Here is a 23,015-nt window from a genome sequence, read left to right on the forward strand (position 1 = left end):
GGGCGGCCCCGCAGGGCCGCCCTCTCATTGTTCGCGGAAGCGATCGATCAGCGCGAGTAGAACTCGACGACCAGGTTCGGTTCCATCTTGACCGGATAGGGCACTTCATCAAGCGCGGGAACGCGCGTGAAGGTGACCTTGGCGGCGCCGTCGGGCGCGACATAGTCGGGAATGTCACGCTCGGACAGGCTCTGCGCTTCGAGCACCAGCGCCATTTCCTGCGCCTTCTTGCCCAGCGTGATCTCGTCGCCCGGACGGATCAGGCGCGACGCGATGTTGCAGCGGACGCCGTTCACGAAGATGTGGCCGTGGCTGACGAGCTGGCGGGCCGAGAAGATCGTCGGCGCGAACTTGGCGCGATAGACGACCGCGTCCAGGCGGCGCTCGAGCAGGCCGATCAGGTTCTGGCCGGTGTCGCCCTTCATGCGGGCGGCTTCGATATAAGCCTTCTTGAACTGCTTCTCGGTGACTTCGCCGTAATAGCCCTTCAGCTTCTGCTTGGCGCGGAGCTGGATACCGAAGTCCGACATCTTGCCCTTGCGGCGCTGGCCGTGCTGGCCGGGGCCGTATTCGCGGCGGTTGACCGGGCTCTTCGGGCGACCCCAGATGTTTTCGCCCATCCGGCGGTCGAGCTTGTACTTGGCGCTGTTGCGCTTCGACATGATATGGTCCTTCAATTGCTACAACGTGGTCCGCCGAGGCGGATTTTTTCCGGTATGTCGCTCTGCTTGGGATTCGGAAGAAATCCGGCAGGGCCACCGCTTCACCGGAATGCGGGGCCAATTGCGAAGGCGCGGCCTATGGCGGAACTGCCCCGTCGCGTCAAGGCAAAGCGTGCTGCGCTGCACGATATTCCCGGATCTCGGCAATTTCGGCGATGTTCGATGCTCCGATCGAACCGCAAAGGCTTCCACCTCGACGGATCAGCCTCTAGGGGGAGCGCCATGACCGAGACACGCATTCCCGCCGAAGAAACCACCACCATGGCAGAGGTCCGCGCGGGCGTGGATTCGATCGATCGCGCACTCTCCGTGCTGATCGGCGAACGCTTTCGCTTCATGGACGCAGCCGCGCGGATCAAGCCCGAGCGGGAACTGGTGCGCGATGAGGCGCGCAAGGCGCAGGTGATCGAAAATGCGCGCGTCAATGCGGTCGCAAACGGCTTTTCGCCCGATGCCGCCGCCGCGCTCTGGGAGCTGCTCGTCGAAACCTCGATCGCCTACGAACTGGTGAAGTTCGATCAGCGCTGACGCGGATTGGCGAGGCTCGACAGGATTCCCCGCAGCGTCCGCACCTCTTGGCTGTTCCAGCCCGGCTTGGTCAGCAGCGTGCGCAAGGTGCGCTTCGTCGCGGGCACGCGATCCGGCGGAAAGAAATAGCCGGCGGAATCGAGCATGGTTTCGAGCTGGCCAATCATGCCGTCCAGTTCGAACTGCGGCGCGGGCGGATCGAGCTCGACCATGGTGGGAGAAGCGAGCGCTTCGCCCTTCGACCATTCATATGCGACCAGGATCACTGCCTGGGCCAGATTGAGCGATCCGAATTCGGGATTGATCGGCACCGTCAGGATCGCGCGCGCGATCGCGACATCGTCGGTCTCCAGGCCGGAGCGCTCGGGGCCGAACAGGATGGCCGACCGGCCGGACGCCTGGCGCATTTCGTTCGCCGCGGCTTCGGGCGTGACCACCGGCTTGGTGACACCGCGTTTGCGCACCGTGGTCGCATAGACATGGGGGCAGTCGGCGACGGCGTCCGCGACACTGTCGAACACCTGCGCGCGTTCCAGCACGATATCGGCGCCCGATGCCGCCGGGCCGGCCGACGGATTGGGCCAGCCATCGCGGGGGGCGACCAGGCGCATCTCGGTCAGCCCGAAATTGAGCATGGCGCGTGCGGCCTTGCCGATATTCTCACCGAGTTGCGGGCGGACGAGGACGATGACGGGGGAGGGGGAAGAGGTTTCTGTCATTTCCGTTGGGTTCGAGCGAGCGTCGAGCGTAGTCGAGACGCGGGGTCGAGAACTTTGAGATGCTTTGGAGATCGCTGTCCAATCACCGCGAAACAGTGCCTCTTTCTTCTTGCGTGACCAGTCCTTGATCTGTCGCTCTCGATCCAGAGCTTCGAGGCGAGTCTGGAAGTTCTCGCTGAACATCAGCTCTACCGGGAGGCGATCAGATGTGTAGCCCTTGAATGCGCCAGATTGATGCTGCGCGATCCGTTGGTCCAGATCGTCGGTATGACCGGTATAGTAAGTGCCATCCGCGCAGCGCAGGATATAGATGTAAAAGCTCATGCGAGAGCGGTTCTCGACGGGCTCGAACCAAACGGACGATTGACTTCGAGATCGTCAGGGAAAGGGGTTCTCGACAAGCTCGAACCGAACGGGAGGTAAGATCGAACGAGGTACGGGGCTTTTTTCGTTGTCGGATTGAGGAGAGAAGGCATCACTCGCCCCCCATATCCTTCACATTCCCGGCGAAATCCTCGAAATCCTTGGCTTCCGCGAAATCCTTGTAGACGCTGGCGAAGCGGATGTACGCGACGCTGTCGAGCGCCTTCAGTCCATCCATCACCATTTCGCCGACGCGCTTCGCGGCGATCTCGTTTTCGCCGCTCGTTTCGATCTGCCGCTGGATGGCGGACACCAGCCGCTCGACGCGGATCTGTTCGATCGGGCGCTTGCGGCAGGCGATGGCGACCGAACGCTCCAGCTTTTCACGCGCGAACGGCTCGCGGCGGCCATCGCCCTTGACGATGGTCAGTTCGCGAAGCTGGATCCGCTCGAAGGTGGTGAAGCGCGCGCCGCAGCCTTCGCACTGGCGACGCCGCCGGATCGCCGCCCCATCTTCCGTGGGGCGGCTGTCCTTCACCTGGCTGTCGTCATGGCTGCAGAACGGGCACTTCAAGGATCACGCCTCCGGATAGATCGGGAAGCGTTCGCACAGCGCACGCACGCGCTCACGCACATTGGCCTCGATCTGGCCGTCGCCGGCTTCACCGTTCTTGGCCAGTCCATCGAGGACGTCGGCGACCATGTTGCCGATCTCGCGGAACTCGGCGGGGCCGAAGCCGCGCGTCGTGCCGGCCGGGCTGCCGACCCGGATGCCGCTGGTCTTGACCGGGGGCAGCGGATCGTTGGGGATGCCGTTCTTGTTGCAGGTGATCGCCGAACGTTCCAGCGCCTCGTCCGCATCCTTGCCGGTCACGCCCAGCGGGGTGAGGTCGACCAGCGCCAGATGCGTGTCGGTTCCGCCCGAAACCAGGTTTGCGCCGCGCTCCTTGAGCGTGGCGGCCAGCACCTTGGCATTTTCGACGACGGCTGCGGCATAGCTTTTGAACTCTGGCTGCAGCGCTTCGCCGAACGCAACCGCCTTGGCGGCGATGACGTGCATCAGCGGACCACCCTGCAGGCCGGGGAAGACCGCCGAGTTGATCTTCTTCGCGATCGCCTCGTCATCGGTCATCACCATGCCGCCGCGCGGACCGCGCAGCGTCTTGTGCGTCGTGGTGGTGACGACATGGGCGTGGCCGAACGGGGTGGGATGGACGCCGCCGGCGACGAGACCCGCGAAATGCGCCATGTCGACCATGAAGATCGCGCCGACTTCATCGGCGATCGCCCGGAAGCGCGCGAAATCGATGTGGCGCGGATAGGCCGAGCCGCCGGTGATGATGATCTTCGGGCGATGCTCCTTGGCCAGCGCCTCGACCTGGTCGAAATCGATCAGATGATCGTCGGGGCGCACGCCATATTGCACGGCGTTGAACCATTTGCCGGACATCGCGGCGCGCGCGCCGTGCGTCAGGTGGCCGCCGGCGTCGAGGCTGAGGCCCAGGATGGTGTCGCCGGGCTTGGCGAGCGCCAGCATGACGGCGCCATTGGCCTGCGCACCCGAATGCGGCTGGACGTTGGCGAAGCCGCAGCCGAAGATCTGCTTGGCGCGATCGATCGCGATCTGCTCGACCTCGTCGGAGGGGGCGCAGCCCTGATAATAGCGCTTGCCGGGATAGCCTTCGGCATATTTGTTGGTGAACACCGAACCCTGCGCTTCGAGCACCGCCTTGGAGACGATGTTTTCCGAAGCGATCAGTTCGATCTGGGTCTGCTCGCGCGTCAGTTCGTGGCGGACGCCGGCGAAGATCGCGGGATCGGCCTGTTCAAGGCCACGGGTGAAGAAGCCGTCGGGCTGGACGTCGTTCAGCGAAGCGGGATTGGTGCTCATGCGGGCTCCTTTGCGGGGTTGGTCAGCTTGTCGACGCGGCGCTGGTGGCGGCCGCCCTCGAAACCGGTTGAGAGGAATTCGGCGAGGCAATCCTTCGCCATGTCGATGCCGGTCAGCCGCGCGCCCATCGCGATGACGTTCGCGTCGTTGTGCTGGCGGGCGAGGCGGGCGGAGAGGCTGTCGGACACGCGGGCGCACCGGCAGGCCGGATTGCGGTTGACCGCGATCGAGATGCCGATGCCCGAGCCGCACAGCGCGACGCCGAAATCGGCGGCGCCGTTCGCGATCGTATCGGCCAGCTTGTAGCCGTAGTCGGGATAGTCGACGCTCGCGCCGTCATTGGGGCCGAGATCGGTCACCTCATGGCCCTGTTCGCGCGCCCAGTCGGCGAGCGCGGATTTCAGGTCGATTGCGGCGTGGTCGGATGCGAAGGCAAGGCGCATGGCGGCGCTCCCACGGAACTAAATGAGTCGATGGCGCGCTCTCTAGTGGAGGCGGCCGCCGAACGCCACCGGCGATTGGGTGGACATTGCAACTCTGTTACGGTCAATATCCGCCCGACATGGTTTTCGAAAGGACATGCCGATGCGCGTCGCCCCGCTTTTCCTCGTCACCGCGCTGCTTCTTGCCGGCTGCGGCAAACAGCCCGTCGAGGAGAATGCCGCCGCCGTGGAAAATGGCATGGCAATGGACATCGAGGAAGTGCCAGCGAACGAGGGACCGAGCACCGGATCGACCGATCTCGCGATCGAGGAGAATGGCGTGGCCACCGACGCGTGGGCCGGCAAATGGACCGGGCCGGAGGGGCTGGTGCTCGATATCGCCAAGACCGCTCAGCCAGGCCGCTATGATGTGAAGGTGACGCTGCTCGATGGATCGGGCAGCTATACGGGAACGTCGGATGGCGACGCGATCCGCTTCACGCGCGGCGGGGTTCAGGAAGTGATCCGCAAGGCGACGGGCGATCAGACCGGGCTGAAATGGCTGGCGGGCAAACAGAACTGCCTGATGATCAAGCCGAGCGAGGGCTTCTGCCGCGACTGATCCGGCGTGCCCATCGTTTCGGCGTGATCGGCATTCTTTCTTGGCGGAGCGGTGGAACAAGCCCCGGGCAGCACGGTTGAATTGTCGACGTCAGCCAGTCGCCAGGAGCACGGACCATGGACAACGCATTTGAGGCCTCCAGATCGATCCAGCCGGCCATGCCGGACTTTGGCGCCGTGTCTGAACCGGTGCGTCCTGAGCGCTCGACAGTGGCGCAGTTCGCGGTCGAGGCGGTCGATCGCAGGATCGGTCGCGTCTCGAGTGGCTTGACGGGGCTGGCGGATTCGCTCGACGACATCGTACGGCGTACCGATCCGCCCTTTGCCGAGCCTTTTGCGGGATATGCCGCATCCGCGACCGATGGCCTCAGGAAGCTGGCCCGGCATGCGGGCGATCGGAATGCAGACGAACTGATCGGTGGAATCGGGCGCACGGTGGGGCGCCATCCCTTGCTGACGGCCGGTGTCGGTGCGGCGCTCGGGGCTGCGGTCGGCATCGCGGTCGTCGCGCTTGGACGATCGGGTGTGGGGGCCGGGCCAGCCACGGCATAGAGCGTTCAGGAGTGCGGCGAGGCGCCGTCGGTCAGATGCTCGATTGCAAACAGGCGATGGCGTTCTGCCATCACCAGATGGGAATGGACCACACGGGGGTCTTTGGCCGCGCTGGCGCGGACACGTTCGTCCGTCTCGCGGCGGAGGTGGTAGTCTCTGGCGCTTTCCTGAACCTTTCCCATATGCCGAACGTCATAGGGCGGTGATTAACGAAGCCATAAATATCCGTTTTGGATGAAGTTTTTCTTCGATGCGAGAGGATGTGGCGAAATCCGGTCGTCCAGCTTGGCCTGGGCGCTGGCATCTCCATCGGCTGCGCGCTATTCGCCGGATATGCTCAGCAGGATAGATCTCTGGATCGGCAAGACGCTTTTTGTGCCGCCGATCGTCAAACTGTGTCAGATTACCCGTCAAAGCCAGTTCGCGGTTTCGCGGCTGTTCTGGTTCGTGGCTGCGCTCGACGGTTTCTATCGCGCGGAGACAGTGTTCGGTTCGGTCGTATTCGGTGCGCTCAGCATCTTCATGATGCTCACCGCATCGCTGCGGGCGGACATGCCGACATCAAGCTCGATGGTGTTCAGGATGATCGCTGTGGCGTTCCTGATCATCGATCTGATCACCGGCGCGACGACAGGAGAATGGTTGGGGGCCGAATTCTGGGTGTTCGTGCTGATCGCCGAATATGCGGCGACGATCCGTACCATTCCGCCGCGTGAAACGAAGGCGGCCAAGGCGGTCAGTCCCGCCGGGACGCAATGAGCCGACGACCCATCCGGTATCAGGCTGCGGCGGGGCTTTCGATCGCGAAGAGGGTTTCGCCCTGGTAGCGCTGTGCGGTGGGGTCGAATTCCGCAAAGGGCTCGAATGAGCCGCCGTCCAGCGCCAGATCGGTCAGTCCCGCGAGCTTGAACGTGCCCAGCTTGGTCTCGCGTGGCGGTTGTCCGTCGCGCTCCAGCGTTGTCGCGTCGACATGGAGCTCGCCGTGGCGGGTATAGAGAATATGGGGGGCGAGCCTGACGGTGCCGCGGTTGTAACAGGCGGTCACGCTCTTGTGCAGGGCTATCGCTTCCAGCAGTATTTTGCTCGGCATCCGCCCAGCATGGACAAGCGCGCAGGTTGATTCAAGTTTTTTTGTGCGTTGCAGCACTTCAGGGCGCGGCGATGCGGACGACGCGCCATTGGCGGAAACCCCGATCGCCTATGTCGACGACCTCAGGAGCCGTGTTCCCTCACAGAAACACGGCGCTGCGTGGCAGCGCCGTAGGTGGTGACTTCAGTTTTTCCCCCTTTTTGGTGCCGCCGCCGGGAACCCAGTGACGACACGTGCCGGCAGCATGTGCCGAACACGGCGTGTGCGCAAGCGCCCGTCAGATGCTATCTGGTCCGTTTTGGAGGATTCGTGATTGGGGTGGCGCGCGAACGACGGGCGTTCAAAGTCTGCGGACGAGGCGGGTGGCGACGGCTATCCAGCCCGGGTCCGCAATGACTTGCTGGCGCGCTCCGGCACCGGGCGGCAAGATGTGCAGCCTGCCGTCGTCGCGGCCGATGAGGCGGCCGAACAGGAAGCGTCCGGCAGGGCGGGGGGCGAGCACGTCCCGGTTGAGCGCCAGGCCGAATGCCTCGGGTGCGAGGCGCACACACCAGATATCGTCTCCCGCGCGATAATCGCCGATCCCGGTTTCGACATGCATCGCGACATGATCGGGCGAAACGGCGGGTGGCGCGATGCTGGCTTCGTGCGGCGGCGCGCGAACGCCATCGGCGGCAAGTACCGCGACCAGCCGCAAATCGGCGCGTTCCGACGTTCGTACGAGATCCGATGCGGTGACGCCCAGTGCTGTGGCGATGCGATTGAGCCATGCGACCGAAACGGTACGCGTTCCGGTTTCGAGGCGCCCGATGGTCTGCGCGGTAGTCGGCGGATCGCAGCGTGCCGCCACATCGGCAAGCGTCAATCGCTTTGCGCGCCGTACTTCGCGAATGGCCGTGATCATCGCCCTGTCTCCGATAACCGTTCCGGTTTCTTTCTGTCGTACAGGATCGCCCGGGCTGCAAGGTTTCTCGATCGAGAAGGGGGCGATTCGGTAAACATCCGACCGCGATCCGGGCTCATTCCATTCCGGCGGCGAAGTGTCGCGGCGGCACGCGTCATCGTGCAGCGTCATGCAATTCTGGCGAAACGCTCTGCGGGAAGATCCGTTGCGGGTTGCGGCGGGTGATGCCAGCATGGCGGGGCCTGATCAGGAACGGGAGCCGCCCAGATGATTCTTTATGGCGCATCGCTTTCACCCTTCGTTCGCAAAGTCCTGGCCTATGCAGCCGAGAAGGGCATAGCGCTCGAATTGAAGCCAGGCGGAATGGGGCGGGGCGGCGAAGAGTTCGAAGACGCGAGTCCGTTCCGCAAGATGCCGGCGCTGCGCGACCCGGGCGCCGATGGCGGCGAGGATTTCACCATCTGCGATTCGAGCGCGATCATCGCCTATCTCGAGGCCCTGCATCCCGAGCCGAACCTGATTCCCGCCGAACCCAAGGCGCGGGCGCGGGCGATCTGGTACGACGAATTCGGCGACACCATCGTGATGGGATGCGGCGTCAAGATGTTCTTCAATCGTGTGGTTTCGCCGCGCTTTCTGGGACGCCCGGGTGACCTTGCGGCCGCCGATGCGGCCGAGCGCGACGAATTGCCGCCGATTCTCGACTATCTTGAACGCGTCGTTCCTTCGTCCGGCTTCCTCGTCGAGGACAGGCTGACATTGGCGGATCTCGCGGTTGCCAGCCCGTTCGCGAATCTGTCGCATATCGGCGTTCGGCCCGATCCGGTGATCTACCCGCGTACGGCGGCCTATCTCGATGCCATACTGGCCCGTCCGAGCTTCTCGCACTGGGTGGCGCGCGAGGAGGCCTATTTCATGCGTGAGCCGGTCATGTCGACCAAGGCCGTTTGAAGGGGTGCCGATCAGCGTTTTTCGCAGGCGCTGTCTATCGCCTCGAGTCCGAGCCCGGTGAGGCATCGTATCGCGCGGAGCGCTGGTCGGTCGGGTCTGGAGTGCCTGCGGGGGTGGGGCATATCGGCCCTCTTGGATCGATTCCGGCGGTACGCGATGCTGGCGCGGGCGAGCCAAACCGATGTTGCGGCGCGCAATTTATTTGACGGGGCGAGCTCTTCCGCGGGAACCTTCGCCTTGTTCCGGTGTTCTCGGCGTGTCTGATGCGGGGGAATGTGCGGCTTTTTGGCCACACCCAACCCAATTGTTTCGCTTGCGTGGAAACATGGCATTGGGTAGTGAGTTTTTGCTGTCCTAAGTGACAAACAAGAAAGGGGAATACCTATGCGGAAAGTCGCCATGGCGATGGCACTTGCCTCCACGGCCCTCGCTTCGCCGGCTCTCGCCCGCGACGATGCGTGGTATATCGGAGTCGAGGGCGGCGCGATGATCGTCGAAGATCTCGATCTCGACATCGGCGCCAGGAACGATGCCGCTCGGGTCGATCATGACTATGGTTACGATTTCGACGCGATCATCGGTTATGATTTCGGCGGCTTCCGCGTTGAAGCCGAAGTGGGTTACAAGCAAGCGACCGTCAAGGGGTATACGTCGAGTGTCACCTTGCCCTATGGTCCTGGAAGCGCGGTTGCCGCTTCGGGTAGCTATGTCGACAATGGCGGCAAGACGTCCGCACTGAGCTTCATGGTCAACGGCATGCTTGATTTCGGCGATGATGACGGCCTGCAAGGCTTCATTGGCGCTGGCGCGGGTGTTGCGCGCGTGAAAGCAGACGATTACTCGATCAATTCGAGTGGCCCTGGTTTCCTGAATGACTCGGATACCGGTTTTGCTTGGCAGGCGATTGCGGGCGTTCGTGCTCCGCTTTCGAAGAATGTTGACATCGGCTTGAAGTATCGCTTCTTCAACGTCAACAATGTCGATCTGGTCGATCGACTGGGGCGTGACGTGCAGACGCGCTTCCGCTCGCATAGCCTGCTTGGCTCAGTAATCTTCAACTTCGGTGAAGCAGCACCGCCGCCGCCCCCGCCGCCCCCGCCGCCCCCGCCGCCACCCCCGCCCCCGCCGCCTCCGCCGCCTCCGCCGCCTGCGCCGGAGTGCACGCCGGGACCGTACATCGTGTTCTTCGACTGGGATAAGTCGAACATCACGCCGGAAGCGGCTTCGATCCTGGACAACGCGGTCACCGCGTACCAGAATTGCGGCAACGCGCAGGTCATGCTTGCCGGTCACGCCGACAAGTCGGGTTCGGACAAGTACAATGTCGGCCTCTCGCAGCGCCGCAATGACTCGGTTCGTTCCTATCTGGAATCGAAGGGCATTTCTTCGGGTGTCATCTCGACCGAAGCGTTCGGCGAAAGCCGCCCGCGCGTCGAGACCGCCGACGGTGTCCGCGAGCTGCAGAACCGCCGCGTGGAAATCACTTACGGACCCGGTTCGGGCATGTAAGCGACGGGCAATCTTCGGATTGCCTCATGCGACAGAAAATCGGAGGTCGGCTTTCGGGCCGGCCTCCTTTTTTTGTCTTTAGGTCCTGATTTGCTGATCGGCGGCGGATTTGGCGGGTTCGTGGTTCGTCTGCGATGTAAGGGATTTCCTGTTTCCGAATCCGGCGGACGGCTGAAAAATCGCGGTAAACAGAATATCCCGGTCTTTGTTCTGGTTTGATCCGCCTCGGACAGTGGCTAAGAAGCTGGCAAATCATCTTCGGGGAATGACATGAAGATCACCATGATCGGCGCCGGCTATGTCGGCCTAGTATCTGGCGCGTGCTTTTCGGATTTCGGGCACAGCGTTGTTTGTGTCGACAAGGATCCCGGCAAGATCGAAGCTCTCGAAGCAGGCCGAATGCCCATTTTCGAACCCGGGCTCGATGCACTGGTTGCGAAGAACGTGGCGGCTGGTCGCCTCTCGTTCACGACCGAACTGGCTGACGCGGTCAGGGATGCGGGCGCGATCTTCATTGCTGTGGGAACCCCGTCGCGGCGGGGAGATGGCCATGCCGATCTGACCTATGTCTATGAAGCCGCGCGCGAGATTGCAGGCGCGTTGACCGGTGATACGGTGATCGTCACCAAATCGACCGTGCCGGTGGGGACGGGGGATCGGGTGGAGGAGATCATCCGCGAATTGCGTCCCGAACTCCGCGTCGAAGTCGTCTCCAATCCCGAGTTCCTGCGTGAAGGCGCTGCGATCGGCGATTTCAAGCGGCCGGATCGCATCGTCGTGGGCAGCGAAAGCGAATGGGCGCGTGACGTGATGCGCGAAATCTATCGTCCGCTTTACCTGAATCAGGCGCCGATGGTCTTCACCAGCCGGCGCAGCTCCGAATTGATCAAATACGCCGCCAACGCCTTTCTCGCGACCAAGATCACCTTCATCAACGAGATTGCGGACCTGTGCGAAGCGGTTGGTGCGGAGGTGCAGGATGTTTCGCGCGGGATCGGCCTGGATAACCGGATCGGCGCGAAGTTCCTGCATGCCGGCCCTGGTTATGGCGGTTCGTGTTTTCCCAAGGATACGGTTGCGCTGCTCAAGACCGCAGAGGATTATGCGACGCCGCTCCGGATCGTCGAGGCGACCGTGCAGGTCAACGACAGCCGCAAACGTGCGATGGGGCGTCGCATCCTGCAGGCAATGGGGGGTGATGTACGGGGCCGCACGGTTGGGCTGCTCGGCCTGACATTCAAGCCCAATACCGACGATATGCGCGACGCGCCGTCGCTCGCGATCATCCGCAGTCTCCAGGACGCGGGTGTCAGCATCAAGGCCTATGATCCGGAGGGCATGGAGGTTGCACGCCCGTTGATCGGTGATGTTGAACTGGTCGGAGACGCCTATGAAGCGGCTCGCGATGTGGATGCGCTGGCGATCGTCACCGAATGGGACGCGTTCCGCGCACTCGATCTGACCCGGATCGCCGCGTCGATGCGTACGCCATTGCTGGTTGACCTGCGCAACATCTACTCGCCGAGCGAAGTGGAGCGCGTAGGGTTGTGCTATGTGCCTGTCGGCTCGCCGTCATAATCCAAGGGACCTGTGGGGCAATCGCGCCCGCTTTGGCGATCAACGATATTCACCGGGCCGCGTGATCCTGCGATCGCGCGGCCCAATTTGTGCGGGCACAGGTGTCGGACACGGTCTGTCGTTCGGCGAGACGAAAACGCGGGCAAAAAAAGGCGGCCCGAAAGCCGCCATTTTCTGTTCTTGAGTTCCCGATGAGATCAGGGGCTCTTCGGCTGGTTGTTGCCGCGAGCAGCGACGACGACACCGAGGACGATCATGCTGATGGCGCCGACCGCGAGGATCAGGCTGCTGCTGCTTGCCTGGCTCTCACCGGTCATGGCCGCATCGCTGCGAACCGATTTGGAAGCCGCCGTCGAAACCGAAAGCTTTGCAGCGGGGCTCGACGTCTGAGCGAGCAGGGGCGTGCCAGCCATGCTGAGCGCGACCATCACCGCCATCGAGATTTTACCCAAACGCATATTCTTGCTCCCTTTGCAGCAACCGGCCTCTTGATTTCGCTGCGAAACACAAGCTTCAAAAGCTATCACGCGCAAAAACAAGCACAAGCCATTCGCATAAGCCGCACCCGACGCCGGCCCTCGTAAGCAAAGCGGTTATGACGCATAAAGTTCCGCGGGGGAAATCATTTGATGCAACCCGTTGGCAAAAATCGACCAAGCGTTGCGGCGTAGCAACAAGTTCAGAATTTTTAACCATATTTTGGTATGAAATGCCGGGCCGCGACCCTGGTTTTGACATTATCGGCGGTTTTGCAATGGCGCGCGCGGATGTGCGATCTGGCATCATATCGGGTTGCCGATATCGGGCCCCATCGCGGCAGCGCAGTACCCGGCTTTGCGCGCGCCGAGCCGACGGGCTATGGCGCGATTACACGGTGTTCTGGACGATATGCTGTATTCGAGATTGAAACGATGGACCCGGCGGCGAAAGGCGGAGCCAGTGGCGCGGGTGCCCGACGGGCTGCGCATCTACGCGATCGGCGATATCCATGGCCGTCTCGATCTGTTCGAGGCTCTGCTCGCCCGGATCGATGCGGACAATGCGGATCGCCCGCCCGCCGATGTCAGGCTGATCCTGCTCGGCGACCTGATCGATCGCGGCCCATCCTCTCGTGGCGTGATCGAAAAGGCGATGGCGCTCAAACGCGCCAGCACGGCAGTGCGCATCCTGATGGGCAATCATGAGGAAGTGTTCCTTCGCGCGATCGAGGGCGACGCGCGCGCCACGCGGCTGTTGATCCGTGTCGGCGGGCGCGCGACCATGTTGAGCTACGGCTTCACCGACCAGGAATATCAGGATCTCGATTTCGATGCCTTGACCGCCCGGCTTGCCGAACATGTACCCGCCGCACATGTCGCCTTTATCGCTGGGTTCGAGGATATGATCGAATATGGCGATTATCTCTTCGTCCATGCCGGTATCCGCCCGGGCGTCGACCTGGCCGAACAGAGCGTCTCTGATCTGCGGTGGATCCGCGACGAATTCTTGCGGCATGACGGTTCGCATGGTCGCATCATCGTCCATGGCCACAGCATCAGCGACGATGTCGACCAGCGGCCCAATCGGATCGGTATCGATACCGGCGCGTTCGCATCGGGGCGCCTGACCGCGATCGCGCTCGAAGGCGCCGAACGCTGGTTCCTGCAGACCGGGGATATGGCGACGGTCGCCGCCTGATTGGATGCGCGTCAGCCGGCCAGGCGAAGATCCTGCTCCACGCGCCGATTCTTCGGCTGGTCCGGCCAGATGCCGCGCGTGTCGTAGACCCATTTGTCGGCGCGCTCGTCGGCAGGGACCGATTTGAACACGTCGTGATCGACCAGCACGATGAAGATCGGGCAAGTCGCGAGAGCGGTGTCGATATCGACCAACTCGGCGCCAGTTCCGTCGAATGCCGAGGGAAGCACGTTGGCGTGCGGCTCGACGATCTTGATACGGCCGCCATGTTTTTGTGCCAGCGCTTCCGCCACCTTCAGCGCGGGGCTTTCGCGGAAATCGTCGATATTGGGTTTGAAGGCGAGGCCAAGGCAGGCAACCGTTGCACCAGGCAGTGATTCGACCAGAGCATTGGCCTTTTCAATGACATAGTCGGTCTTGCCGTCATTTACCTCGCGTGCAGTGCGGATAAGCGGCGTGTTCGCCGGATCTGCATGGACCAGGAACCAGGGATCGACCGCGATGCAATGGCCACCGACGCCGGGGCCGGGCTGCAGGATGTTGACGCGCGGATGGCGGTTGGCCAGCCGGATCACTTCCCAGACATCGAGTTCCATCGTGTCCGCGACGCGCGAAAGCTCGTTGGCGAAGGCGATGTTGACGTCGCGAAAGGCGTTTTCGGTCAGCTTCACCATCTCGGCGGCGCGCGCATTGGTGGTGATGCACTGGCCGCGCACGAAACGCCGGTAGAAGGTGAGCGCCTTGCGGGCGCAGCGCGGTGTGATGCCGCCGATGCAGCGGTCATTGTCGATCAGTTCGACGAGGATGCGGCCGGGCAGCACGCGTTCCGGGCAATAGGCGATCGCGATATCGGCGGCCTCACCGGTCTTTCCGGGCACGCGCAGGTCGGGGCGAAGCTGGGATAGCAGATCACGCACCTTTTCGGTTGTGCCGACGGGCGAGGTCGATTCCAGGATCACGGTGTCGCCCGGCTTGAGCACGGTGGCGATGCTGGTCGCGGCTTGAAGAATATAGCCGATATCCGGAACATGATCGGGGCCGAACGGAGTCGGCACGGCGATCAGGAACACGTCCGCGGCTTCGATCTGGGTGGATGCGCGCAGCGTGCCGCGCGCCACGACGCCCTGGACAAGCCCGTCGAGATCGACTTCCTCGATATGGACGCGCCCGGAGGACACGGTTTCGACGACATGCTCGCTGACGTCGATGCCCAGAACCGAGCAGCCCGAGCGCGCGATCACGGCCGCGGTGGGCAATCCGATATAGCCGAGGCCGAGAACGACGACTTTAGGCGGGCAATCCGAAAGCATGGGCGACGATCCTCGCTATGCGCTGGCTGCTCTGTCCGTCACCAAAGGGGTTATGGGCATGCGCCATCGCTGACCAGGCGGCGTTATCGTCCAGCAGCGTAAATATTTCGGAAACGATGCGGTCCTCGCTCGTGCCGATCAGCCTGGCCGTACCCGCCGTAACGCCTTCCGGCCGTTCGGTCGTCTCGCGCATCACCAGCACCGGCTTGCCGAGCGCGGGGGCTTCCTCCTGCACGCCGCCGCTATCGGTCAGCACGATATGGCAGGCGCCGAGCAGGCGCACGAAATGCGGATAATCGAGCGGTTCGATCAGCGCGACATTCGTCTTGTCCGCCAGCAGGCCGTCCATCGCGCTGCGGACATTGGGGTTGGGGTGAACGGGAAACACGATCGCGATGTCTTCTCGTTCGGCGATCCGGCGGATGGCGCGCGCGATGCTGGCCATGCCATCGCCGAAATTCTCGCGGCGATGCGTGGTCACCGCGATGATCCGCTTGCCCGCGAACGGCGCGAGCACCGGATCGAGCCCGGCGGCGAGCGCGGGTGTCTGGGTGATCCTGGCGACGGTCGCATGCAGCGCATCGATTACCGTGTTGCCGGTGACGTGGATGGTGCCGGCCGCCACATTCTCGCGTGCCAGCGCCTGTGCCGCGGTTTCGGTGGGGGCGAAATGCTGATCGGCGATGCTGCCGACGATCTTGCGGTTCACTTCCTCCGGCCAGGGTTGATAGATATCGTAGCTGCGCAACCCCGCTTCGACATGGCTGACCGGGATCTTGCGGTAATAGGCGGCGAGCGCCCCGACCATCGCGGTCGCCGTATCGCCCTGAACGATGACGCGTTCGGGCTGTTCTCGATCATATGCCGCGCCAAGCTCGGACAGCAGGCGTGCGGTCAATTGATCGAGCGACTGGTTGGCCTGCATGAGGTCCAGATCGATATCGGGCGTCAGGCCGCTGATCTCGAGCACCTGATCGAGCAAGCCGCGATGTTGCGCTGTCACGCAGACGCGGGCTTCGATTCCGGGAACCGCGCGCAGCGCATGCACGACGGGAAATAGCTTGATGGCTTCGGGGCGGGTGCCGAACACCAGCATGACTTTGCGATTCTCGTTCATGCGGAGCCTGTTAGCAGAATCCTCTTACCAATCACTGTATCGCGCCAAGGCCGGCATTTTCCACGGCGGATGGCTCAGCATCAGGCCGGCGGATTCACCGCGCACACGGCCCCGGCGTTTCCGCCGGTCTCCGGCCGCGCTCGGTGCCCGATCCGGCGGCAAATCCCGATGCGCACATGTTGAACTTGAACCGGAACTGCTGTCGTGCTTGTTGCGTTTTATTCTCAATGCCCCAGGAGACTGCGAAATGACCGGCCTTGCCAAGCCTTTCTCTCTAGCCGCCATGACCGGTTTTGCGTTGCTTGGGGCTTGCGCCGCGAATGATGCGGCGACCGCCGATGCCTCCGCTGCTGCCGCGCCGGACGCGCGCGCGCCGCTTTACACCGCCAGCGGTACGGCGGCGGGCGAGGGGCGCATCGTCGAGACCGCGTCCGGCCTGAAGCTGACTGTTACTGCCCAGGGCATTCCCGCGGGCATTCATGGTATTCATGTCCATACCACCGGCAAATGCGAGGCGCCCGATTTCCAGACCGCGGGCGGCCACTGGAACCCGACGGCACGCCAGCATGGCCACGACAATCCGCAGGGCGCGCATAGCGGCGACCTGCCCAACATCACTATCGGCGCGGACGGCACCGGATCGCTCACCATCGATTTGTCTGGCGCGAAACTGAGCGGCGAGGGCGGCCTGCTCGATGCTGACGGCGCCGCGCTGGTGATCCATGCGACGGCTGACGACATGAAGACCGATCCTTCGGGCAACAGTGGCGGCCGCATCGCCTGCGGCGTTTTCGCGGGGTAACCTCCGCGCTGCGGGAAACCCTTACAAGAGCTGTGTAGCTGGATTCCCGCATCGGCGGGATCCAGTGGTCAATCGCAGGCGCGGTGGAGCTTCTGCGCCAGCCAGGCCGAGATCAGGCACATCGCTGCGCTCAACAGCAGCTGATGCTCGATGGAAACGCCCAGCGCGCTCAGGCCGAGCGCGATCAGCGAGCCGACCACCATCGCGCCCGAATTGACGATGTTGTTGGCCGCGACGGTTCGCGCCGCCTGGCTCTTGTCGACGCTGGTGGTGAGGAAGGCGTAGAGCGGCACCACGAACATGCCGCCGCTGATCGCGATGCCGAGCAGGCTGCCGAGCAGCGGGATCACCATATGGTGATTGAGGAATTCGCCGATGCCGTACAGGCGGCCATCGGCGGCGCCACCCCATTGGGTGCACACGAAATAGAAGGCGACGACGAACATCGCCATCACGAGCACCGACGCCGGCGCATAGCGCGCCGAAACCTTGCCCTTGAGCAGCCGGTTGATCGCGATCGATCCGATGGCGATGCCGATCGAGAAGACCGCGAGGAACAGGCTGGCCACAGCCTTGTCGGCGGTCAGCACATTCTTGGCGAGCGGCGGGAACTGGATGAACAGCACCGCGCCGATCGTCCAGAAGAAGCTGATCGAGACGATCGCCAGATAGAGATGGCGGATGTGCATGGTGCCGCGCACCAGCGCGACCGATGCGCGGATCACGTGCCAGTCGATGCTGTGATCCTCGTGCACGGGTGGGGCGGGGGGAACCTGCCGCCCGGCGAAATAACCGATGACGGCGGTGATCACGACGCCGATCGCCGCGATTTCCACCGGGATCACCCCGGCCAGGATCGTGCCCGCCAGGATCGCGATATAGGTGCCGGCCTCGACCAGCCCGGTGCCGCCGAGCACTTCATCCTTTTCCAGGTGCTGGGGCAGGATCGCGTATTTGATCGGGCCGAAAAAGGTGGAATGGATGCCCATCGCGAACAGCGCGAGCAGCAGCAGCGGGATCGCCAGCAGTTTCACCGCATAGCCCTGCCACGCCAGCACCAGTCCCGCCGCGCCGACCAGCATGATCAGGATCTCGCAGAATTTGACGATGCGGATGATCTTCGCCTTGTCGATCGAATCGGCAAGCTGGCCCGACATGGCGGACAGCAGGAAGAAGGGCAGGATGAAGATGCCCGTGGCGATGCCGCTGAAGATCGTTTCCGACGCGGCGTCGTTATAGACGCCGTAGACGACGAACAGGACCATCGCCTGTTTGAAGAGATTGTCGTTGAAGGCGCCGAGGAGCTGCGTGACGAACAGCGGCAGGAATCGGCGGCGTGAAAGGAGCCCGAGCGAAGTTTGCATGGATCGGTGAATTCGCTCCGAGGTCTGTCCGTCGCAGTTCCATAGCGGATCGCGCACGCGCATCCAACGCAAAGTCTCGATATCGGTCGCGAATGTCATCCGGCGCGCTCGGCGCTTCCACGGCGGGCGATCAGGCTCTATGGGGAAGGCAGGATGCTGACGCTGCCGAACCTGCTCACTTTGTCGCGGATCTTCGCCGTTCCGCTGCTCGTATTCCTGTTGTGGCCGACGCCCAGGCCATTCGACTATTTCCTGGCGTTCGCGCTGTATTGCCTGATGGGCATCACCGACTATTTCGACGGCTATCTGGCGCGCGCCAAGGGCACGGTTTCGCGGCTGGGGGTTTTCCTGGATCCGATTGCCGACAAGATCATGGTGGCCGCGGTGATCGTGATGCTCGTCTTCATCGACGATATCCGCAATTATCATATCATCGCGGCGCTGGTGATCCTGCTGCGCGAGATCATGGTTTCAGGCTTGCGTGAATTCCTGGCGGGATTGAGCGTCTCGGTGCCGGTCAGCCAGCTCGCCAAGTGGAAGACCACGTTCCAGCTCATTTCGCTCGGCGCGCTGATTCTGGCGGGGGCGGTGCCATATTGGCCATGGGTGCACGATGTCGGGCTGATCAGCCTGTGGGGGGCGGCTTTGCTGACCCTGCTGACCGGCTGGGACTATCTGCGCGTCGGCCTGAAGCATATGGACTGACGAACATGGGCTTTCGTCTCGCGATCTCTTTGCTCCTTTGCCTGTCCGCCGCGCCCGTTCAGGCGGAGCAACCCGCAAGCATCGAGACGAACCGCTCGTTGTTCGCGATCGTCTATCGGCCCGGTCCGGCCTGGAAGGCGGGCGTTCCGATGGCGCAGCAGGGGTTGGGCGAACATGCCCGCTACATGAAGCGGCTCGTCGACGAGGGTGTCATCCATACCGCCGGCCCGCTCGGCGCGGATGGTGGGCTGGTGCTGTTGCATGCGCGCGATCTTGCCGCCGCCCAGTCGCTGATGGCGGCGGATCCGGCGGTTCTCGCCGGGCTGTTCGCCGGGGAAGTCCGGCCGTTCGCGCCGCGTTTCACCAGCGAACGCCCGCTGGCCGGCAAACCCTAGGACAGGCAGCATGGCTATCGATTTCGTCTATTTCGCCTGGGTCCGCGAGGCGATCGGTCATGATGCCGAACGGCTCGACCCGCCCGCCGACGCCTTGACGGTCGCGGCGGTGATCGATTGGCTTTCCGGGCTGAGCGATGGTCATAAGCGGGCGTTTTTCGATCGATCGCGAATCCGGGCGGCGATCGATCAGGTGTTCGCGCCGCTTGACGCGCCTGTCGCGGGTGCGCGCGAGATCGCCTTTTTCCCGCCGGTTACCGGCGGATGATCACCATCGCGGTCGGCGAGGCGGATTTCGATGTCGCGGCGCGGCTTGCCGAGCTTGAAGCGATGGGCGGTGGCGCTGTCGCGAGCTTTACCGGCATTGTGCGCGGCGACGGCGGCCTGATCGCACTGGAACTCGAACATTATCCGGCGATGACGCATGAGGCGCTGACACGGCTGGCGGAAGATGCCGCGCGGCGATGGCCGTTGCTCGGAATTGTCCTGATACACCGCGTCGGGCGGATGGCTCCGGGCGAGCGGATCGTTTTCGTGGGGACGGCTTCGTCGCATCGCGCGGCGGCGCTCGATGCCTGCCATTTCCTGATCGACTGGCTGAAGACCGAAGCCCCGTTCTGGAAGAAGGAGCATCGCGCCGACGGCAGCACATGGGTCGAGGCGCGTACCGCCGACGATGCGGCGCGCGATCGGTGGATCCGGGACTGACCTGAAGTCTCGTGCGGAAAGGGCCTGCCGCCCGCCTCGAAGTCACTCCAGGGCCGGCGCTCTGGGATCGCTCAGTCGGACGATCGGGTACTGGCCGAACGCAACACGTCGGCGAGCAGCCGGAAATCCTTTTCGCGAGGAGATCCCTTGCGCCACACCAGGGCGATTCGACGGGACGGCGAATCCGCATCCAGGGCGCGTGCCTCGATACTGGTTCCGCCCAATATCCCGGCATCGAGCGCCATCTGGGGCAGCATCGTCACGCCCAGGCCGTTGTCGACCATTTGCACCAATGTATGAAGCGATGTGCCGAGCATCGATGCTTCGGCGCGGAGTTCGGGGCGATTGCAGGCGGCAAGAGCGTGATCCTTGAGGCAATGCCCGTCCTCGAGCAGCAGCAATCGGCTTTCGTCGATGGTATCGGCCTTGACCCTCTCCGGGAGATCGACACCCTCGTCGTGCGGAAAGGCGATGAACAGCCGGTCGTCGAACAGCGTTTCTCCCTCAACATCGCCACAGGCATAGGGCAGGGCGAGCAGGACGCAGTCGACCTGGCCATGATGCAGCGATTCGCATGCCGAGCGGCTGGTTTCCTCGCGCAGATAGAGTTTGAGCTCGGGCCAGTCGGCGCGGATGCGCGGCAGGATGCGGGGCAGCAGGAACGGAGCGATCGTCGGGATCACGCCCATGCGGAGGTCGCCCGACAGCGGTTTGCCCGCAGCGCGCGCCATCGCGGACAGCTCTTCGGCTTCGCGCAGCACGCGGATCGCCTTGTCGGTGATTCTTTCGCCCAGCGGCGTGAAGCGGACGACGCGGCGGGTGCGTTCGACCAGGGTGATGCCGATCAGCGACTCGAGTTCGCGCAGGCCCGCCGACAGCGTGGATTGGGTGACGAAGCACGCTTCCGCGGCGCGGCCGAAATGGCCGTGCTCGCGCAGGGCGACCAGATATTGAAGCTGCTTGAGCGTCGGCAAATATGTCGACATTGATTACCCCATACGATCAATATGGGTTATATCATCGAATATGTGACTGTTTGAAGACGGTCAGAAAATCGCGCGATAGATGCTGAACAGGCTGGTCGCGGTCAGAACGACGCCGACCATCACGAGCAGTGTCTTTGCGGGCACGCGCTTGGCGATGATTGCGCCGAAGGGAGCCGCGACGATTCCGCCGACCAGCAAGCCGATCACCGGCAGCCAGAAGCTGCTGGAAAAACCCTCGGTGCCGATTCCGATCAGGAAGGTGACGGAGATGGTGATGGTGAGGAAGAATTCGACGCTGTTGACCGTGCCGATGGTGGTGCGCGGTTGCGCACCCTGGACGAGCAGGTTGGAAGTCACGACCGGGCCCCAGCCCCCGCCGCCCGCGGCGTCGAGGAACCCGCCCGCAAGGCCGAGCGGCTCGATGATCTTGGGCTCGCGGTGCGTGTGCGGCGGGTAGCGGATGCCGCGGACGAGCAAATAGATGCCGATGCCGGCCAGATAGGCCATCACGAACGGCCGTGTGATGGACGCGTCGAGCGATGTGAGCAGATAGGCGCCGGTGACCCCGCCGATCATGCCGGGAACGAGCAGCCGGAAGAACAGCTTCCAGTTGACGTTCTTGTGGATCGCGTGGCTGATTCCTGAGACCCCGGTGGTGCAGCATTCGACCAGATGGACGCCGGCCGAAGCCGTTGCCGGTGGTACGCCGAGCACGCTGACCAGCAAGGTCGAAGAGATCACGCCGAACGCCATGCCGAGCGCGCCGTCCACCATCTGCGCGGCGAATCCGACGGCGACGAAAGGCAGGATGGCGAGCCAATGCTCCTGGATAAGTTCGATCATTCGGTTACCGGTCCCTCTCGTCGCGGCGCTGTGCTGCACGAGCGAGAGGGGTTGGACAAGACAGATTCCCTATCAATAGGCTAGACAAGCGCTTTCAGCCTCCATTTGAAACGGCTCGTCTTTGTCCCTAGATTATGTCCGTTCCAGGGAGGGCCCGCGATGCTGGCTGAGTTGAAGACCTATCTCGATTCGATCAAGGCCCGCGACCCGGCGCCGCGGTCGCGATGGGAGATTCTGCTGTATCCCGGCGTGCTGGCGCTCGGCCTGCACCGGGTGGCGCATTGGCTGTACGAGGCCGAACTGTATTTCGTCGCGCGCTTCGTGAATCATCTTTCGCGTTTCCTGACCGCGATCGACATTCATCCCGGCGCGCAGATCGGCCGCAACCTGTTCATCGATCATGGCTTCACCGTGATCGGCGAAACGGCGGTGATCGGCGATAATGTCACCATCTATCAGTGCGTGACCTTGGGCGGCACCAATCCCGCGAATGGCGTTGCCGGCAAGCGCCATCCCACCCTGCTCGACGGCGCGATCGTCGGATCGGGTGCGCAAGTGCTCGGCCCGATCACCGTCGGCCCGCGCGCCCGCGTCGGTGCCAATGCGGTCGTCACCAAGGATGTGCCGGAGGGCGCCGTGATGGTCGGCATTCCCGCGCGGCAGACGCTGGTGGATGCGGTTGAATACCAGAAGGGCTTCGTTCCCTATGGCACGCCGTGCAGCGATATCTTCGATCCGGCCACGCAGAAGCTGGAAATCCTGAAATGCGAGCTCGAACGCATGCAGAAGCAGCTCGATACCATGCTGGCCGAAAAGTCCGGCAAGACGGACGGTGAACGCGAAAGCGCATGAGCGCGATCGTCACGCCATTCCCGGTTTCGCGCGGCGTGACGCCGCAGATCGGGTTCGATCGGGTTGAACTGATGCGGATCCTGGATCTCTACGGGCGGATGGTCGCGGCGGGCTTCTGGCGGGATTATGCGATCGATCTGGGGCGCGAAGCCGCGATCTTTTCCGCCTTTCGTCGCGCGACCGAACGGCCCGAATATCGAATCGAGAAGCGACCCGAACTCCGCAATCGCCAAGGCATGTGGTCGCTGGTGAGCGAAGCCGGCGCGGTCCTGCGGCGCGGACACGAACTCAATTCGGTGCTGGCGCCGGTCGAACGCAAGCTGCTCAAGCTGGTCGAGGAATAAAAAATCCCCCCACTGGGGAGGGGGGAAGGATGGGATGGGCCACCCGTTGCAGCCGGGTGGCC

Annotated in this window: 28 protein-coding genes; 15 read left to right on the plus strand and 13 right to left on the minus strand. The window is 63.3% G+C overall.

The features are described from left to right. Positions 1-47: 47 nt before the first annotated feature. Positions 48-662: a 30S ribosomal protein S4 gene (gene rpsD, locus K7G82_RS01035; RefSeq protein ID WP_222987958.1), complete on the minus strand. Its 615-nt coding sequence runs from the start codon at positions 660-662 to the stop codon at positions 48-50. 282 nt (positions 663-944) lie between these two features. Here rpsD and K7G82_RS01040 point away from each other — a divergent pair, with 282 nt between their 5' ends. After that, the gene (locus K7G82_RS01040) at positions 945-1,250 is read left to right on the plus strand and encodes a chorismate mutase (RefSeq protein ID WP_222987959.1); all 306 of its coding nucleotides are present in this window, start codon (positions 945-947) and stop codon (positions 1,248-1,250) included. Here K7G82_RS01040 and K7G82_RS01045 read toward each other — a convergent pair. From K7G82_RS01045 to rpiB, 4 genes are all read right to left on the minus strand, one after another. After that, the gene (locus K7G82_RS01045; RefSeq protein ID WP_222987960.1) at positions 1,241-2,293 is read right to left on the minus strand and encodes a TrmH family RNA methyltransferase; all 1,053 of its coding nucleotides are present in this window, start codon (positions 2,291-2,293) and stop codon (positions 1,241-1,243) included. The two genes, K7G82_RS01040 and K7G82_RS01045, sit on opposite strands and share 10 nt — an antisense overlap. A 151-nt stretch (positions 2,294-2,444) precedes the next feature. Then, a complete protein-coding gene (gene nrdR, locus K7G82_RS01050) occupies positions 2,445-2,906 on the minus strand; it encodes a transcriptional regulator NrdR (protein WP_222987961.1) in 462 nt (153 codons plus the stop codon). A gap of 3 nt (positions 2,907-2,909) precedes the next feature. Further along, complete coding sequence (gene glyA / locus K7G82_RS01055; protein ID WP_222987962.1) at positions 2,910-4,223, minus strand: serine hydroxymethyltransferase; 1,314 nt, start codon at positions 4,221-4,223, stop codon at positions 2,910-2,912. Beyond that, the gene (rpiB, locus tag K7G82_RS01060; RefSeq protein ID WP_222987963.1) at positions 4,220-4,666 is read right to left on the minus strand and encodes a ribose 5-phosphate isomerase B; all 447 of its coding nucleotides are present in this window, start codon (positions 4,664-4,666) and stop codon (positions 4,220-4,222) included. The genes glyA and rpiB overlap by 4 nt, the downstream gene beginning before the upstream one ends. Before the next feature lie 142 nt (positions 4,667-4,808). Here rpiB and K7G82_RS01065 point away from each other — a divergent pair, with 142 nt between their 5' ends. The 3 genes from K7G82_RS01065 to K7G82_RS01075 all read left to right on the plus strand — a co-directional run bounded on the left by K7G82_RS01065 (position 4,809) and on the right by K7G82_RS01075 (position 6,577). Then, positions 4,809-5,267 (plus strand): hypothetical protein, encoded by a 459-nt coding sequence (locus K7G82_RS01065; protein WP_222987964.1) that lies wholly within the window; start codon positions 4,809-4,811, stop codon positions 5,265-5,267. A gap of 116 nt (positions 5,268-5,383) precedes the next feature. Next, complete coding sequence (locus tag K7G82_RS01070) at positions 5,384-5,818, plus strand: hypothetical protein (RefSeq protein ID WP_222987965.1); 435 nt, start codon at positions 5,384-5,386, stop codon at positions 5,816-5,818. 333 nt (positions 5,819-6,151) lie between these two features. Beyond that, a complete protein-coding gene (locus K7G82_RS01075) occupies positions 6,152-6,577 on the plus strand; it encodes a hypothetical protein (protein ID WP_222987966.1) in 426 nt (141 codons plus the stop codon). A 19-nt stretch (positions 6,578-6,596) separates the two neighbouring features. Here the strand turns inward: K7G82_RS01075 and K7G82_RS01080 are convergent, their stop codons facing one another. Continuing rightward, positions 6,597-6,908, minus strand: a complete 312-nt coding sequence (locus K7G82_RS01080; protein ID WP_222987967.1) for a WYL domain-containing protein — start codon at positions 6,906-6,908, stop codon at positions 6,597-6,599. A 340-nt stretch (positions 6,909-7,248) separates the two neighbouring features. Next, the gene (locus tag K7G82_RS01085) at positions 7,249-7,812 is read right to left on the minus strand and encodes a helix-turn-helix domain-containing protein (protein WP_222987968.1); all 564 of its coding nucleotides are present in this window, start codon (positions 7,810-7,812) and stop codon (positions 7,249-7,251) included. 267 nt (positions 7,813-8,079) lie between these two features. Here K7G82_RS01085 and K7G82_RS01090 point away from each other — a divergent pair, with 267 nt between their 5' ends. The 3 genes from K7G82_RS01090 (at position 8,080) to K7G82_RS01100 (ending at position 11,850) form a co-directional block, all read left to right on the plus strand. After that, positions 8,080-8,763, plus strand: coding sequence for a glutathione S-transferase family protein (locus tag K7G82_RS01090; RefSeq protein ID WP_222987969.1), 684 nt, complete (start codon positions 8,080-8,082; stop codon positions 8,761-8,763). A 384-nt stretch (positions 8,764-9,147) separates the two neighbouring features. Next, entirely contained in the window at positions 9,148-10,272 is a 1,125-nt protein-coding gene (locus K7G82_RS01095) for an OmpA family protein (RefSeq protein ID WP_222987970.1), read from the plus strand. A gap of 270 nt (positions 10,273-10,542) precedes the next feature. Next, positions 10,543-11,850, plus strand: coding sequence for a UDP-glucose dehydrogenase family protein (locus tag K7G82_RS01100; RefSeq protein WP_222987971.1), 1,308 nt, complete (start codon positions 10,543-10,545; stop codon positions 11,848-11,850). A 197-nt stretch (positions 11,851-12,047) separates the two neighbouring features. Here K7G82_RS01100 and K7G82_RS01105 read toward each other — a convergent pair whose 3' ends face one another. Continuing rightward, a complete protein-coding gene (locus K7G82_RS01105; protein ID WP_222987972.1) occupies positions 12,048-12,308 on the minus strand; it encodes a hypothetical protein in 261 nt (86 codons plus the stop codon). 430 nt (positions 12,309-12,738) lie between these two features. Here K7G82_RS01105 and K7G82_RS01110 point away from each other — a divergent pair, with 430 nt between their 5' ends. Then, entirely contained in the window at positions 12,739-13,527 is a 789-nt protein-coding gene (locus K7G82_RS01110; protein WP_222988364.1) for a metallophosphoesterase family protein, read from the plus strand. Between the two features lie 11 nt (positions 13,528-13,538). Here the strand turns inward: K7G82_RS01110 and wecC are convergent, their stop codons facing one another. Both wecC and wecB read right to left on the minus strand, forming a co-directional pair. After that, positions 13,539-14,837 carry a UDP-N-acetyl-D-mannosamine dehydrogenase gene (wecC, locus tag K7G82_RS01115; RefSeq protein WP_222987973.1) on the minus strand — a complete coding sequence of 433 codons (1,299 nt, stop codon included), beginning with the start codon at positions 14,835-14,837 and terminating at the stop codon, positions 13,539-13,541. Continuing rightward, positions 14,815-15,954, minus strand: coding sequence for a non-hydrolyzing UDP-N-acetylglucosamine 2-epimerase (wecB, locus tag K7G82_RS01120; protein WP_246623162.1), 1,140 nt, complete (start codon positions 15,952-15,954; stop codon positions 14,815-14,817). The genes wecC and wecB overlap by 23 nt, the downstream gene beginning before the upstream one ends. On the opposite strand from wecB, the gene K7G82_RS30155 reads away from it, so the two are divergent. Then, a complete protein-coding gene (locus tag K7G82_RS30155) occupies positions 15,917-16,756 on the plus strand; it encodes a superoxide dismutase family protein (RefSeq protein ID WP_343228500.1) in 840 nt (279 codons plus the stop codon). The two genes, wecB and K7G82_RS30155, sit on opposite strands and share 38 nt — an antisense overlap. Positions 16,757-16,824: 68 nt before the next feature. Here the strand turns inward: K7G82_RS30155 and K7G82_RS01130 are convergent, their stop codons facing one another. Further along, positions 16,825-18,120 carry an MFS transporter gene (locus K7G82_RS01130; RefSeq protein WP_222987974.1) on the minus strand — a complete coding sequence of 432 codons (1,296 nt, stop codon included), beginning with the start codon at positions 18,118-18,120 and terminating at the stop codon, positions 16,825-16,827. Positions 18,121-18,273: 153 nt separating this feature from the next. Here K7G82_RS01130 and pgsA point away from each other — a divergent pair, with 153 nt between their 5' ends. Genes pgsA through K7G82_RS01150 form a run of 4 tightly spaced genes read left to right on the plus strand, consistent with a single transcriptional unit; the run spans position 18,274 to position 19,928 of the window. After that, positions 18,274-18,825, plus strand: coding sequence for a CDP-diacylglycerol--glycerol-3-phosphate 3-phosphatidyltransferase (gene pgsA, locus K7G82_RS01135; RefSeq protein ID WP_222987975.1), 552 nt, complete (start codon positions 18,274-18,276; stop codon positions 18,823-18,825). A 5-nt stretch (positions 18,826-18,830) separates the two neighbouring features. Next, on the plus strand, positions 18,831-19,220 hold the full coding sequence (locus K7G82_RS01140) for a YciI family protein (protein ID WP_222987976.1): 390 nt from the start codon (positions 18,831-18,833) through the stop codon (positions 19,218-19,220). A 10-nt stretch (positions 19,221-19,230) separates the two neighbouring features. Further along, positions 19,231-19,488, plus strand: a complete 258-nt coding sequence (locus K7G82_RS01145) for a MoaD/ThiS family protein (protein ID WP_222987977.1) — start codon at positions 19,231-19,233, stop codon at positions 19,486-19,488. After that, entirely contained in the window at positions 19,485-19,928 is a 444-nt protein-coding gene (locus K7G82_RS01150) for a molybdenum cofactor biosynthesis protein MoaE (RefSeq protein ID WP_222987978.1), read from the plus strand. The genes K7G82_RS01145 and K7G82_RS01150 overlap by 4 nt, the downstream gene beginning before the upstream one ends. Positions 19,929-19,999: 71 nt before the next feature. Here K7G82_RS01150 and K7G82_RS01155 read toward each other — a convergent pair whose 3' ends face one another. After that, the gene (locus K7G82_RS01155; RefSeq protein WP_222987979.1) at positions 20,000-20,914 is read right to left on the minus strand and encodes a hydrogen peroxide-inducible genes activator; all 915 of its coding nucleotides are present in this window, start codon (positions 20,912-20,914) and stop codon (positions 20,000-20,002) included. 60 nt (positions 20,915-20,974) lie between these two features. Then, the gene (locus K7G82_RS01160) at positions 20,975-21,757 is read right to left on the minus strand and encodes a sulfite exporter TauE/SafE family protein (protein ID WP_222987980.1); all 783 of its coding nucleotides are present in this window, start codon (positions 21,755-21,757) and stop codon (positions 20,975-20,977) included. Positions 21,758-21,916: 159 nt separating this feature from the next. Here K7G82_RS01160 and epsC point away from each other — a divergent pair, with 159 nt between their 5' ends. Together epsC and K7G82_RS01170 are read left to right on the plus strand one after the other, a co-directional pair. Beyond that, positions 21,917-22,609 (plus strand): serine O-acetyltransferase EpsC, encoded by a 693-nt coding sequence (gene epsC, locus K7G82_RS01165; RefSeq protein WP_222987981.1) that lies wholly within the window; start codon positions 21,917-21,919, stop codon positions 22,607-22,609. After that, positions 22,606-22,953: a DUF2794 domain-containing protein gene (locus K7G82_RS01170; RefSeq protein WP_222987982.1), complete on the plus strand. Its 348-nt coding sequence runs from the start codon at positions 22,606-22,608 to the stop codon at positions 22,951-22,953. The genes epsC and K7G82_RS01170 overlap by 4 nt, the downstream gene beginning before the upstream one ends. Positions 22,954-23,015: the final 62 nt, after the last annotated feature.

The organism is Sphingomonas colocasiae (genome assembly GCF_019880585.1).
In the GTDB taxonomy this organism is placed as follows: domain Bacteria; phylum Pseudomonadota; class Alphaproteobacteria; order Sphingomonadales; family Sphingomonadaceae; genus Sphingobium_A; species Sphingobium_A colocasiae.